The sequence below is a fragment of the Mesorhizobium sp. M0239 genome (assembly GCF_040321815.1).
Classification (GTDB): Bacteria; Pseudomonadota; Alphaproteobacteria; order Rhizobiales; family Rhizobiaceae; genus Mesorhizobium.
The window spans coordinates 1-12,205 of record NZ_JAMYSG010000018.1; the positions used below are offsets into that span (position 1 = coordinate 1).

General features: G+C 61.6%; 24 protein-coding genes. All 24 read left to right on the top strand.

The annotated features are described in order from the left end of the window. On the top strand, positions 1 to 143 hold a 143-nt coding region (locus NKI99_RS19375; protein ID WP_023796561.1), incomplete at its 5' end, for an EF-Tu C-terminal domain-related protein. 69 nt (positions 144 to 212) lie between these two features. Further along, complete coding sequence (gene rpsJ, locus NKI99_RS19380) at positions 213 to 521, top strand: 30S ribosomal protein S10 (RefSeq protein ID WP_010909272.1); 309 nt, start codon at positions 213 to 215, stop codon at positions 519 to 521. Positions 522 to 582: 61 nt separating this feature from the next. Beyond that, the gene (gene rplC, locus NKI99_RS19385; protein ID WP_013531422.1) at positions 583 to 1,311 is read left to right on the top strand and encodes a 50S ribosomal protein L3; all 729 of its coding nucleotides are present in this window, start codon (positions 583 to 585) and stop codon (positions 1,309 to 1,311) included. Further along, complete coding sequence (gene rplD / locus NKI99_RS19390; RefSeq protein ID WP_013531423.1) at positions 1,311 to 1,931, top strand: 50S ribosomal protein L4; 621 nt, start codon at positions 1,311 to 1,313, stop codon at positions 1,929 to 1,931. The genes rplC and rplD overlap by 1 nt, the downstream gene beginning before the upstream one ends. Beyond that, complete coding sequence (locus NKI99_RS19395; protein ID WP_013531424.1) at positions 1,928 to 2,221, top strand: 50S ribosomal protein L23; 294 nt, start codon at positions 1,928 to 1,930, stop codon at positions 2,219 to 2,221. Before rplD ends, NKI99_RS19395 begins: the two co-directional genes overlap by 4 nt. A 22-nt stretch (positions 2,222 to 2,243) precedes the next feature. After that, positions 2,244 to 3,077 carry a 50S ribosomal protein L2 gene (gene rplB, locus NKI99_RS19400; RefSeq protein WP_024505067.1) on the top strand — a complete coding sequence of 278 codons (834 nt, stop codon included), beginning with the start codon at positions 2,244 to 2,246 and terminating at the stop codon, positions 3,075 to 3,077. Between the two features lie 16 nt (positions 3,078 to 3,093). Then, positions 3,094 to 3,372 carry a 30S ribosomal protein S19 gene (gene rpsS, locus NKI99_RS19405; protein WP_006205463.1) on the top strand — a complete coding sequence of 93 codons (279 nt, stop codon included), beginning with the start codon at positions 3,094 to 3,096 and terminating at the stop codon, positions 3,370 to 3,372. Positions 3,373 to 3,374: 2 nt separating this feature from the next. Then, positions 3,375 to 3,764: a 50S ribosomal protein L22 gene (gene rplV / locus NKI99_RS19410; RefSeq protein WP_006205462.1), complete on the top strand. Its 390-nt coding sequence runs from the start codon at positions 3,375 to 3,377 to the stop codon at positions 3,762 to 3,764. Further along, entirely contained in the window at positions 3,764 to 4,489 is a 726-nt protein-coding gene (gene rpsC, locus NKI99_RS19415) for a 30S ribosomal protein S3 (protein WP_013531426.1), read from the top strand. The genes rplV and rpsC overlap by 1 nt, the downstream gene beginning before the upstream one ends. 27 nt (positions 4,490 to 4,516) lie before the next feature. Continuing rightward, positions 4,517 to 4,930 carry a 50S ribosomal protein L16 gene (gene rplP / locus NKI99_RS19420; RefSeq protein WP_013531427.1) on the top strand — a complete coding sequence of 138 codons (414 nt, stop codon included), beginning with the start codon at positions 4,517 to 4,519 and terminating at the stop codon, positions 4,928 to 4,930. 13 nt (positions 4,931 to 4,943) lie between these two features. After that, positions 4,944 to 5,144, top strand: coding sequence for a 50S ribosomal protein L29 (gene rpmC / locus NKI99_RS19425; protein ID WP_006205459.1), 201 nt, complete (start codon positions 4,944 to 4,946; stop codon positions 5,142 to 5,144). A gap of 11 nt (positions 5,145 to 5,155) precedes the next feature. Continuing rightward, positions 5,156 to 5,395, top strand: a complete 240-nt coding sequence (gene rpsQ, locus NKI99_RS19430) for a 30S ribosomal protein S17 (RefSeq protein ID WP_010909280.1) — start codon at positions 5,156 to 5,158, stop codon at positions 5,393 to 5,395. Positions 5,396 to 5,478: 83 nt separating this feature from the next. After that, a complete protein-coding gene (rplN, locus tag NKI99_RS19435; RefSeq protein WP_006205457.1) occupies positions 5,479 to 5,847 on the top strand; it encodes a 50S ribosomal protein L14 in 369 nt (122 codons plus the stop codon). A 12-nt stretch (positions 5,848 to 5,859) separates the two neighbouring features. Then, positions 5,860 to 6,174: a 50S ribosomal protein L24 gene (rplX, locus tag NKI99_RS19440; RefSeq protein ID WP_013531428.1), complete on the top strand. Its 315-nt coding sequence runs from the start codon at positions 5,860 to 5,862 to the stop codon at positions 6,172 to 6,174. Next, the gene (rplE, locus tag NKI99_RS19445) at positions 6,167 to 6,766 is read left to right on the top strand and encodes a 50S ribosomal protein L5 (protein ID WP_013531429.1); all 600 of its coding nucleotides are present in this window, start codon (positions 6,167 to 6,169) and stop codon (positions 6,764 to 6,766) included. Before rplX ends, rplE begins: the two co-directional genes overlap by 8 nt. A 27-nt stretch (positions 6,767 to 6,793) precedes the next feature. Then, positions 6,794 to 7,099: a 30S ribosomal protein S14 gene (rpsN, locus tag NKI99_RS19450; protein WP_013895695.1), complete on the top strand. Its 306-nt coding sequence runs from the start codon at positions 6,794 to 6,796 to the stop codon at positions 7,097 to 7,099. 12 nt (positions 7,100 to 7,111) lie between these two features. Beyond that, positions 7,112 to 7,510 carry a 30S ribosomal protein S8 gene (gene rpsH / locus NKI99_RS19455; protein WP_013531431.1) on the top strand — a complete coding sequence of 133 codons (399 nt, stop codon included), beginning with the start codon at positions 7,112 to 7,114 and terminating at the stop codon, positions 7,508 to 7,510. A gap of 89 nt (positions 7,511 to 7,599) precedes the next feature. Beyond that, positions 7,600 to 8,133 carry a 50S ribosomal protein L6 gene (rplF, locus tag NKI99_RS19460; RefSeq protein ID WP_013531432.1) on the top strand — a complete coding sequence of 178 codons (534 nt, stop codon included), beginning with the start codon at positions 7,600 to 7,602 and terminating at the stop codon, positions 8,131 to 8,133. A gap of 139 nt (positions 8,134 to 8,272) precedes the next feature. Then, positions 8,273 to 8,632: a 50S ribosomal protein L18 gene (gene rplR, locus NKI99_RS19465; protein WP_023812084.1), complete on the top strand. Its 360-nt coding sequence runs from the start codon at positions 8,273 to 8,275 to the stop codon at positions 8,630 to 8,632. A gap of 147 nt (positions 8,633 to 8,779) precedes the next feature. After that, the gene (rpsE, locus tag NKI99_RS19470) at positions 8,780 to 9,343 is read left to right on the top strand and encodes a 30S ribosomal protein S5 (protein WP_006333394.1); all 564 of its coding nucleotides are present in this window, start codon (positions 8,780 to 8,782) and stop codon (positions 9,341 to 9,343) included. 24 nt (positions 9,344 to 9,367) lie between these two features. Then, on the top strand, positions 9,368 to 9,565 hold the full coding sequence (gene rpmD, locus NKI99_RS19475; RefSeq protein WP_006205449.1) for a 50S ribosomal protein L30: 198 nt from the start codon (positions 9,368 to 9,370) through the stop codon (positions 9,563 to 9,565). Positions 9,566 to 9,587: 22 nt separating this feature from the next. Continuing rightward, positions 9,588 to 10,064, top strand: coding sequence for a 50S ribosomal protein L15 (rplO, locus tag NKI99_RS19480; RefSeq protein ID WP_013531434.1), 477 nt, complete (start codon positions 9,588 to 9,590; stop codon positions 10,062 to 10,064). A gap of 192 nt (positions 10,065 to 10,256) precedes the next feature. Next, positions 10,257 to 11,597 (top strand): preprotein translocase subunit SecY, encoded by a 1,341-nt coding sequence (secY, locus tag NKI99_RS19485; RefSeq protein WP_023812083.1) that lies wholly within the window; start codon positions 10,257 to 10,259, stop codon positions 11,595 to 11,597. Beyond that, positions 11,594 to 12,190 (top strand): adenylate kinase, encoded by a 597-nt coding sequence (locus tag NKI99_RS19490; RefSeq protein ID WP_023812082.1) that lies wholly within the window; start codon positions 11,594 to 11,596, stop codon positions 12,188 to 12,190. The genes secY and NKI99_RS19490 overlap by 4 nt, the downstream gene beginning before the upstream one ends. Positions 12,191 to 12,205: the final 15 nt, after the last annotated feature.

The window sequence follows — 12,205 nt, forward strand, 5'->3', positions numbered from 1 at the left end:
CCGAGATGGTGATGCCGGGCGACAACATCACGGTCGATGTCGAGCTGATCGTGCCGATCGCCATGGAAGAGAAGCTGCGCTTCGCCATCCGTGAAGGCGGCCGCACCGTCGGTGCCGGCATCGTCGTCACCATCAAAGAGTAATTTGGACTTAAACCGATCTGTCGCGGGCGCGGGAGTTGCCCGCGCCGCGCCAGAACAAGGAAGTGACGCATGAACGGACAGAATATCCGCATCCGCCTTAAGGCGTTTGACCACCGCGTGCTCGACGCCTCGACGAAGGAAATCGTGTCGACGGCCAAGCGTACCGGTGCAAACGTCCGCGGCCCCATTCCGCTGCCGACGCGGATCGAAAAGTTCACGGTCAACCGGTCGCCTCACGTCGACAAGAAGAGCCGCGAGCAGTTCGAGATGCGCACGCACAAGCGTCTGCTCGACATCGTCGATCCGACCCCGCAGACGGTCGATGCTTTGATGAAGCTCGATCTGGCCGCCGGCGTCGACGTCGAGATCAAGCTCTAAGGGAATGAGAGCGCGGTAAGGGGCGGTGCCCCTGGCCCGGAACTCTAAAGGAATTGAACCGATGCGTTCAGGTGTGATTGCAAAAAAGGTGGGAATGACCCGCATCTATAACGATGCCGGGGAACATGTTCCCGTCACCGTTCTCCTGATGGAGAACTGCCAGGTCGTGGCCCAGCGCACGCAAGAGAAGAATGGCTACACCGCCGTTCAGCTCGGCGTTGGCCTTGCCAAGGTGAAGAACACGTCGAAGGCGATGCGCGGCCATTTCGCGACCGCTTCCGTCGAGCCGAAGGCGAAGGTCGCCGAGTTCCGCGTCTCCGCCGACAACATGATCGATGTCGGCGCGGAGATCACCGTCGAGCACTTCGTCGCCGGCCAGAAGGTCGATGTGACGGGCACGACGATCGGCAAGGGTTTTCAGGGCGTCATTAAGCGCCACCACATGGGCGGTGGCCGTGCGACGCACGGTAACTCGGTTTCGCACCGTACGCACGGTTCGACCGGCCAGCGCCAGGACCCGGGCAAGGTGTTCAAGGGCAAGCATATGGCTGGCCACATGGGCGACACCCGCGTCACCACGCAGAATGTCGAGATCGTATCGACCGACGCCGACCGCGGCCTGATCCTGATCCGCGGTGCGGTTCCCGGATCGAAGGGCGCCTGGATCCTGGTCCGCGATGCGGCCAAGGTGGCACTGCCGGCCAATGCGCCGAAGCCTGCCGCGATCCGCGCCGTTGCTGCCGAAAGTGGCGCCAAGAACGAGGCTCCGGCCACAGAGGGAGCGGAATAATGGATCTCAAGATCACAACGCTGGGCGGCAAGGACGCCGGCAAGGTGGAACTCTCCGACGAGATTTTCGGCCTTGATCCGCGCGAAGACATCCTGCAGCGCGTCGTGCGCTGGCAGCTTGCCAAGAAGCAGCAGGGCACGCACAAGACCAAGGGTCGCGCCGAGATCGCGCGCACCGGCGCCAAGATGTACAAGCAGAAGGGTACGGGCCGCGCCCGTCACCATTCGGCACGCGCTCCGCAGTTCCGCGGCGGCGGCAAGGCCCACGGCCCGGTCGTTCGCAGCCACGAGCACGAACTGCCGAAGAAGGTTCGTGCTCTCGGCCTCAAGCATGCTCTCTCGGCCAAGGCCAAGAGCGCGTCGATCATCATCATCGACGAGCTGAAGCTGACCGAGGCCAAGACGAAGGCGCTGATCGCGAATTTCGCGACGCTGGGCCTGACCAACGCTTTGCTGATCGGCGGCGCCGAGCTTGACAAGAACTTCAAGCTGGCGGCGACGAACATCCCCAACATCGACGTGCTGCCCATCCAGGGCATCAACGTCTACGACATTCTGCGCCGCGGCACGCTGGTCCTTTCGAAGGCCGCCGTCGAGGCTCTCGAGGAGCGTTTTAAATGACCGACCTTCGTCATTACGACGTGATCGTCTCGCCGGCGATCACCGAAAAGTCGACCATGGCCTCCGAGCAGAACAAGGTCGTCTTCAACGTCGCCAAGAAGGCGTCGAAGCCGGAAATCAAGGCCGCCGTCGAAGCGCTGTTCGGCGTCAAGGTGATGGCCGTGAACACGCTTGTCCGCAAGGGCAAGATCAAGCGCTTCCGTGGCACGGTTGGCCGCCAGAGCGACGTCAAGAAGGCGGTTGTGACGCTGGCCGATGGCCAGTCGATCGACGTCGCGACGGGTCTCTGAGCAAGGCCGCGAGGACAGAACAATGGCACTGAAAAAATTCAACCCGGTAACGCCCAGCACCCGTCAGCTGGTCATCGTCGACCGCTCGGGCCTCTACAAGGGCAAGCCCGTCAAGGGTCTGACCGAAGGCCTGACCAAGTCGGGCGGCCGCAACAATCATGGTCGCATCACCGCCCGCTTCATCGGCGGTGGTCACAAGCGTTCGTACCGCATCATCGACTTCAAGCGCCGCAAGTTCGACGTCGTCGGCACGGTCGAGCGCATTGAATACGATCCGAACCGCACCGCTTTCATCGCGCTGATCAAGTATGATGATGGCGAGCTGTCCTACATCATCGCTCCGCAGCGTCTGGCTCCCGGCGACAAGATCGTGTCCGGTGAATCGGTCGACGTGAAGCCGGGCAATGCGATGCCGCTGGCTTCGATGCCGGTCGGCACCATCGTCCACAACATCGAGCTGAAGCCGGGCAAGGGCGCTCAGGTCGCCCGTTCGGCAGGTGGTTACGGTCAGCTGGTCGGTCGTGACCAGGGCATGGCGATCCTGCGCCTCAATTCGGGCGAGCAGCGTGTCGTTCACGGCTCCTGCATGGCCACTGTTGGCGCCGTGTCCAATCCGGACCACGGCAACATCAATGACGGCAAGGCCGGTCGCACGGTTTGGCGTGGCAAGCGCCCGCACAATCGCGGCGTGACCATGAACCCGGTCGACCATCCGCACGGCGGCGGCGAAGGCCGCACCTCGGGTGGCCGCCATCCGGTTTCGCCCTGGGGCAAGCCGACCAAGGGCAAGAAGACGCGGTCCAACAAGGCGACCGACAAGTTCATCCTGCGCTCGCGCCATCAGCGCAAGAGCTAAGAAGAGGTAACGCCAAGTGACTCGTTCGATTTGGAAAGGCCCCTTCATTGACGGCTACCTTCTCAAGAAGGTGGACAAGGTTCGTGAAGGTGGTCGCAATGAGGTGATCAAGATGTGGAGCCGTCGCTCCACCATCCTGCCGCAGTTCGTCGGCTTCACCTTCGGTGTCTACAACGGCCAGAAGCATGTTCCCGTCTCGGTGAACGAGGACATGGTCGGTCACAAGTTCGGTGAATTCGCTCCGACCCGGACCTATTACGGTCACGGCGCGGATAAGAAGGCGAAGAGGAAATAATCATGGGCAAGGCCAAAGCTCCGCGCAGGCTTGCTGATAACGAAGCGCGCGCCGTATTGCGCACGATCCGTATCAGCCCGCAGAAGCTCAACCTCGTTGCCGCGCTGATCCGCGGCAAGAAGGTCGCGACAGCGCTTTCCGATCTCGAATTCTCGGCCAAGCGGATTTCCGGCACGGTCAAGAAGACGCTGGAATCGGCAATCGCCAACGCGGAAAACAACCACGACCTGGATGTCGATGCACTGATCGTGGCGGAAGCCTATGTCGGCAAGTCGATCGTCATGAAGCGGTTCCATGCCCGTGGCCGCGGTCGCGCCAGCCGTATCGAGAAGCCGTTCTCGCACCTCACGATCGTCGTTCGTGAAGTCGAAGAAAAAGGGGAGGCCGCATAATGGGCCAGAAAGTCAATCCGATCGGTCTTCGCCTCGGCATCAACCGCACCTGGGATTCGCGCTGGTTCGCGAACACCGGCGAGTACGGCAAGCTGCTGCATGAGGACATCAAGATCCGCAAGTATCTCGAGAAGGAGCTCAAGCAGGCTGCCATCTCGAAGGTCGTGATCGAGCGTCCGCACAAGAAGTGCCGTGTCACCATCCACGCTGCGCGCCCGGGCCTGATCATCGGCAAGAAGGGCGCCGACATCGAGAAGCTTCGCAAGAAGCTGATGGAGATGACGAAGTCCGAGACGCACCTTAACATCGTTGAAGTGCGCAAGCCGGAGATCGACGCGACCCTGGTCGCCCAGTCGATCGCCCAGCAGCTCGAGCGTCGTATCGCGTTCCGCCGCGCCATGAAGCGCGCCGTTCAGTCGGCGATGCGCCTCGGTGCCGAAGGCATCCGCATCAACTGCGCCGGCCGCCTCGGCGGCGCCGAGATCGCGCGCATGGAATGGTATCGCGAAGGCCGCGTGCCGCTGCATACGCTGCGTGCGGACGTCGACTACGGTACGGCCGAAGCGCACACGGCTTATGGCATCTGCGGCGTCAAGGTCTGGGTGTTCAAGGGCGAAATCCTTGAGCATGACCCGATGGCTTCGGAGCGTCGGGCCAGCGAAAGCGATGCAGCGCATGGCGGTGGTGGTGATCGCGAACGCGGTCGTCGTCGCGAAAACGCCTGAGACATTTAGGAATTTGGAGTTAGAACGATGCTGCAGCCAAAGCGCACAAAGTTCCGCAAGCAGTTCAAGGGCCGTATCCATGGTACCGCAAAGGGCGGCACCAACCTGGATTTCGGTGGTTTCGGGCTGAAGGCGCTTGAGCCGAACCGCGTCACCGCACGTGAGATCGAGGCGGCCCGCCGCGCGATCACGCGTGAAATGAAGCGCGCTGGTCGCGTCTGGATCCGTATTTTCCCGGACGTGCCGGTCACTTCGAAGCCGACCGAAGTCCGCATGGGTAAGGGCAAGGGTGCGGTCGACTACTGGGCGGCGCGCGTCAAGCCGGGCCGTATCATGTTCGAGATCGACGGCGTCAATGAAGAAACCGCCCGTGAGGCACTGCGTCTCGGCGCGGCCAAGCTCTCGGTCAAGACGCGCTTTGTGCAGCGCATCGCAGAATAAGGACGGGCTGATCATGAAAGCCGAAGACATCCGGACCAAGACCCAGGACCAGCTGACCGACGACCTGGCCAGCCTGAAGAAGGAGCAGTTCAACCTGCGCTTCCAGAAGGCCACCGGCCAGCTCGAGAAGACCGCGCGCGTGAGACAGGTCCGTAAGGATATTGCGCGTATCAAGACCATCGCTGCGGAAAAGTCCGCGGCTAAGAAGGCTTAAGGACGAAAACCATGCCAAAGCGCATTCTGCAGGGCACCGTCGTCAGCGACAAGAACGAGAAGACGGTTGTCGTCAAGGTCGAACGGCGCTTCACGCATCCCGTGATGAAGAAGACCGTGCGCATGACCAAGAAGTACAAGGCGCACGACGAGAACAACGCCCACAAGGTAGGCGATCAGGTGTTCATCCAGGAATCGAAGCCGATTTCCAAGGACAAGCGCTGGATCGTCGTGTCTTCGGACCAAGCCTGACCTCGGGCGTAAACAACGAATTTTGGACAGACCGGGGAGGGGCTTTGAGCCCATCCCGTTAGAAGAGAAGAAGGCGGCCAGTCATGATTCAGATGCAAACAAACCTCGACGTCGCGGATAATTCCGGCGCCCGTCGTGTCATGTGCATCAAGGTGCTGGGCGGCTCGAAGCGGAAATACGCTTCCGTGGGCGACATCATCGTGGTGTCGATCAAGGAAGCCATTCCGCGCGGCCGCGTGAAGAAGGGCGATGTGATGAAGGCGGTCGTGGTTCGCACGGCCAAGGACATCCGCCGCCCGGACGGCAGCGTGATCCGTTTCGACAAGAACGCGGCCGTTCTCGTCGACAACAAGAAAGAGCCGATCGGCACGCGTATCTTCGGACCGGTTCCGCGCGAACTCCGCGCCAAGAACCACATGAAGATCATCTCGCTCGCGCCTGAAGTGCTGTAAGGAGCCGGACCAATGCAAAAGATTAGAAAAGGCGACAAGGTCGTCGTGCTGGCCGGCAAGGACAAGGGCCGTTCGGGCGAAGTCCTCTCGGTGCAGCCGAAGGAAGACACCGCGCTGGTGCGCGGCGTCAACATGATCCGCCGTCACCAGAAGCAGTCCCAGTCCCAAGAGGGCGGGATCATCACCAAGGAAGCGCCGATCCAGCTGTCGAACATCGCGCTGGCCGACCCCAAGGATGGCAAGCCGACCCGCGTCGGCTTCATCTTCCAGAAGGACGGCAAGAAGGTGCGCGTCGCCAAGCGCTCGGGAGAAGTCATCAATGGCTAAGGCTCAAACCACGAAGCCCAAGGCTGAAAGCAAACAGTCCAAGGCTCAGAACACGCCGCGCCTCAAGCAGGTCTACAACGAGACCATCCGCAAGGCGCTGCAGGAACAGTTCGGCTACGACAACGAGATGCAGGTTCCGCGCATCGACAAGATCGTGCTGAACATGGGCGTTGGCGAAGCGACCGCCGATTCGAAGAAGCCTTCGATCGCGGCCGAAGACCTGGCGATGATCGCCGGCCAGAAGGCCGTCGTCACCCGCGCCCGCAATTCGATCGCCGGCTTCAAGGTCCGCGAGAAGATGCCGATCGGTGCCAAGGTCACGTTGCGCAAGGAACGCATGTACGAGTTCCTCGACCGCCTCGTGAACATCGCACTGCCGCGCGTCCGCGACTTTCGCGGACTGAATCCGAAGAGCTTCGATGGCCGTGGCAACTACGCCATGGGCATCAAGGAACACATCGTGTTCCCGGAGATCAACTACGACAAGGTTGATCAGATCTGGGGCATGGACGTCATCGTTTGTACGACTGCGAAGACGGACGACGAAGCCAGGGCGTTGCTCAAGGCCTTCAACTTCCCCTTCCGCCAGTAACGGCAGCGAGAAAAGGAAAAATCTGAAATGGCAAAGACCAGCTCAGTCGAGAAGAACAACAGGCGCCGCAAGCTTGCTGACCAGTACGGTCCCAAGCGGGCTGCGCTCAAGGCGATCATCATGGATCAGTCCAAGCCGATGGAAGAGCGCTTCCGCGCTCAGCTCAAGCTTGCCGCCATGCCGCGCAACTCGGCCAAGATCCGCATCCGCAACCGCTGCGAAGTCACCGGCCGTCCGCGCGCCTACTATCGCAAGCTCAAAGTATCGCGCATCGCGCTTCGTGATCTCGGCAATAACGGCCAGATCCCGGGCCTGGTCAAGTCGAGCTGGTAAGGAGGACATAACATGTCATTGAGCGATCCTCTCGGCGATATGCTGACCCGCATCCGCAACGCGTATGGCCGCAAGAAGTCGAGCGTTTCGACGCCGGCTTCGCGTCTGCGCACCCGCGTCCTCGACGTGCTGAAGGCTGAAGGCTATATCCGCGATTACAGCCAGACCGACTTCGACAACGGCAAGTCCGAAATCGAGATCGAGCTGAAGTATTTCGACGGCGCGCCGGTCGTGCGCGAAATCGCCCGCGTCTCGAAGCCAGGCCGCCGCGTCTATGTTTCGGCCAAGTCGATCCCGCAGGTCGCCAACGGCCTCGGCATCGCCATCCTTTCGACACCGAAGGGCGTGATGGCCGACCATGAAGCACGTGAACAGAACGTCGGCGGTGAGATCCTCTGCCAGATCTTCTGATCTGGCAGTTGACCGCAAAGTGGAATCCGGTCTTCGGATCGTTCCCGAAGACAGAGACCTGAAACAAGAGAAGTGACGAGGACAACAAAATGTCTCGTATTGGAAAGAAACCCGTTTCGCTGCCGCAGGGCGTGACCGCGACCGTCAACGGCCAGACCGTGACGGCGAAGGGCCCCAAGGGTGAGCTGAAGTTCGTGGTAAACGACGAAGTGCTGGTCAAGATGGAAGGCAGCGAGATCGCTGTCCAGCCGCGCGACCAGACCAAGACCGCCCGCTCCAAGTGGGGCATGTCGCGCACGCAGATCGTCAACATCCTGCAGGGCGTCAAGGACGGTTTCGAGAAGAAGCTCGAGATCACCGGCGTCGGCTATCGCGCGGCACTTCAGGGCAAGAACCTGCAGCTGGCGCTTGGCTTCAGCCATGACGTCGTCTATGAGACGCCGCAGGGCATCACCATCACGGTGCCGAAGCCGACTGAAATCACCGTGGCCGGCATCGACAAGCAGCAGGTCGGCCAGGTTGCGGCCGAGATCCGCGAGTATCGTGGTCCGGAGCCCTACAAGGGCAAGGGCGTCCGCTATGCTGGCGAGAAGATCGTCCGCAAGGAAGGCAAGAAGAAGTAGTGGGCCTGGCCTCGAGAGGTTGAAGACTTTTCGGAAAAGGCCAAGCCAGGAAGTGTAACGCCGCGGGGAGCGGTCGCGGGAGGCGCTTTCGCCTACCGCATATGGCGGCCCCCGTTTTTTGAAGGCAAGGAAGACCATCATGGGTACCAAGGAATCCACGCAGCGCCGCGCGCAGCGCGTCCGTCGTCAGATCAAGAAGGTCGCCGGCGAGCGCCCGCGTCTGTCGGTCCACCGCACGTCGAAGAACATCTACGTGCAGGTCATCGACGACGCCAAGGGCCACACCATCGCTGCCGCTTCGACGCTCGAGAAGGACCTCAAGGGTTCGCTCAAGACCGGCGCCGACACCGCCGCCGCGACCGCGATCGGCAAGCTGATCGCCGAGCGCGCCACCAAGGCCGGCGTCAAGGAAGTCGTCTTCGACCGCGGCGCCTACATCTATCACGGCCGCGTCAAGGCGCTCGCCGAGGCTGCCCGCGAAGGTGGCTTGAGCTTCTAAGCATAGTCCCGAAAAGTTGCAGACTTTTCGGATAGGGATTATGCGAAGGAATTGATTTCGCCCCCGGTGACCGTTCCCGATTTATTCGGGGCGAGGCACCGGATCTTATCAGCAACCGTGCTTCCGGAAAAAAACAAGGAACAGGATATGGCACAGGAACGTAGGGATGGCGGCCGCGGCCGCGATCGTGAAGAACGCGATGACGGCATGGTGGACAAGCTCGTCCACATCAACCGCGTCGCCAAGGTCGTCAAGGGCGGCCGTCGCTTCGGTTTTGCAGCACTCGTCGTCGTCGGCGACCAGAAGGGCCGCGTCGGCTTTGGTCACGGCAAGGCGCGCGAAGTGCCGGAAGCTATCCGCAAGGCAACTGAATCGGCCAAGCGCGACATGATCTTCGTGCCGCTGCGCTCGGGCCGTACGCTGCACCATGACGTCGAAGGACGCTGGGGCGCCGGACGCGTGCTGCTGCGCGCTGCCAAGCAAGGTACCGGCATCATCGCCGGTGGCCCGATGCGCGCTGTCTTCGAGACGCTCGGCATGCATGACGTGGTCGCCAAGTCGATGGGTTCGTCGAACCCCTACAACATGGTTCGCGCCACATTCGACGCGCTGAAGAGCCAGATGCATCCCAAGGATGTGGCTGCTGCTCGCGGCATCAAGTATTCGACCCTTCAGGCCCGCCGCGGCACCGCCGTTGCGGCTGAAGAATAGTCGATCTGACCAGGGATTTTGACCATGGCCAAGAAAGCAACCAAGACCATCACCGTTGAGCAGATCGGTTCGCCGATCCGCCGCCCGAAGGAACAGCGCGCAACGCTGGTCGGCCTCGGCCTCAACAAGATGCACAAGCAGCGCACGCTGGAAGATACGCCCTCCGTGCGCGGCATGATCGCTGCCGTCCAGCATCTCGTCCGCGTCGTGGACGAGGGCTGAGCCAGAGCGCAGGAGAACTCAGATGAAACTCAACGATCTGCGTGACAAGGACGGCGCGACGCACTCCAAGAAGCGTCTCGGCCGTGGTATCGGCTCCGGCTCCGGCAAGACCGGCGGTCGCGGCGTCAAGGGCCAAAAGGCGCGCTCCGGCGTCGCCATCAACGGCTTCGAAGGCGGCCAGATGCCGCTCTACCGGCGCCTGCCGAAGCGTGGCTTCAACAACATCTTCGCCAAGAGCTTCACCGTCGTGTCGCTGGCCCGCATTCAGGTGGCCATCGACGCCAAGAAGCTCGATGCCAAGGCGACCGTGACGGCTGAATCGCTGGTTGCCGCCGGCGTCATCCGCCGCGTCAAGGACGGCGTGCGCATCCTCTCGGACGGCGAGATCAAGGCGAAGCTCGCCTTTGACGTCGCCGGCGCCTCCAAGGCCGCGATCGAAAAGATCGAAAAGGCCGGCGGTTCGGTCAAGCTGCCGCAGGAAAAGGCAGCCGCCGAGTAACGGCAATTTGAAGCGCGATCGGCAAGAGTTGGATCCGTTTTTGCTCACGATTGCGCTTTGATCTGCTCAACGAGGCGGCCGCGGAAACGCGGCCGCTTGCATGTTTAGAGCCCGGAGCTTATCTCGTGAGCTTCGGTGAAACGCGCCGCCTGACCTCAGGGCCATCAAGCGTTACCAAGCGGAGAATCAGGCATGGCTTCGGCTGCTGAACAATTAGCCTCGAATCTGAATTTCTCGGCCTTCGCCAAGGCGGAGGATTTGAAGAAGCGCATCTGGTTCACGATCGGCGCGCTGCTCGTCTATCGCCTCGGCACCTACATCCCGCTTCCTGGTATCAATCCCGACGCCTTCGCCCAGGCATTCTCTTCGCAGAGCAAGGGCGTGCTTGGCATGTTCAACATGTTCGCCGGCGGCGCCGTGCAGCGCATGGCGATCTTTGCGCTCGGCATCATGCCTTACATCTCCGCGTCCATCATCATGCAGCTGATGACCTCGGTCATCCCGTCACTGGAAGCGCTGAAGAAGGAAGGCGAACAGGGCCGCAAGGTCATCAACCAATACACGCGCTACGGCACCGTGCTGCTTGCGCTGGTTCAGGCCTATGGCATTTCTGTCGGTCTGGAAGGCGGCAACGGCATCGTCAGCGATCCCGGCATGTTCTTCCGCATCTCGACCGTTGTCACGCTGGTCGGCGGCACCATGTTCCTGATGTGGCTGGGCGAGCAGATAACCGCGCGCGGCATCGGCAACGGCATTTCGCTGATCATCTTCTCCGGCATCGTCGCCGGCCTGCCGCACGCCATCTCCGGCACGCTGGAGCTTGGCCGCACCGGCGCGCTGTCGACCGGCCTGATCCTGGCGATCATCGTGCTGGCCGTCGTCGTCATCGCACTCATCGTGTTCTTCGAGCGCGCCCAGCGCCGCTTGCTGATCCAGTATCCGAAGCGCCAGGTCGGCAACCGCATGTTCCAGGGCGATACCTCGCATCTGCCGCTGAAGCTCAACACGTCGGGTGTCATTCCGCCGATCTTCGCCTCGTCGCTGCTGTTGCTGCCGGCCACCGTCGCGGGTTTCTCGCAGACGACCAACATGCCGGCCTGGGCAAGCACCATTCTGGCTGCACTCGGACATGGCCAGCCGCTCTACATGGCATTCTATGCGGCGATGATCGCGTTCTTCGCTTTCTTCTACACTGCGATTGTCTTCAACCCGAAGGACACCGCCGACCAGCTCAAGAAGCATTCAGGCTTCATCCCGGGTTATCGTCCGGGCGAGCGCACCGCCGATTACATCGATTACGTTCTCACCCGCATCACCGTCGTCGGCGCCATCTATCTGGTGCTGGTGTGCCTGCTGCCGGAGTTCCTGATCTCGGCGACTGGCGTACCATTCTACCTTGGTGGCACATCGCTTCTGATCGTGGTCAGTGTCACGCTCGATACGGTTGCGCAGATTCAGGGCCACCTGATCGCGCACCAGTATGAAGGCCTGATCAAGAAGTCGAAGCTGCGCGGGGGGAAGAAAGCCAGATGAGGTTGATATTGCTTGGGCCGCCAGGAGCGGGCAAGGGGACGCAAGCACAAAGACTGGTAGAAAAACACGGCATACCCCAGCTCTCGACGGGCGACATGCTGCGTGCTGCCGTCCAGGCAGGCACCGAAGTCGGCAAGCGCGCCAAGGCGGTGATGGATGCCGGTGAACTGGTGTCCGATGCGATCGTCAACGCGATCGTCGCCGAGCGTATCGATCAGCCCGACTGCGCCAAGGGGTTCATCCTCGACGGCTATCCGCGGACCCTGGTGCAGGCGGATGCGGTCGAGCAGATGCTGTTGGATCGCTCCCAGGCCCTCGACGCCGTCATTGAGCTCGTGGTCGACGACAAGGCCCTGGTCGGCCGGATCGTCAAGCGCGCCGACGAGGCGCAGGCAGCCGGCCTTCCCGTTCGCAAGGACGACAACCCGACGGTGTTCGAAGAGCGCCTGAGGGAATACTACAAGAAGACGTCGCCGCTGATTGGCTACTACTATGCCAAGGGCAAGCTCCGCAGTGTCGACGGCATGGCCGATATCGACGCCGTGACGGAACAGATCGAAGCGGTGCTCAAGGACGCAGTGCGGGGAAATTAACGATTGCACTTGACG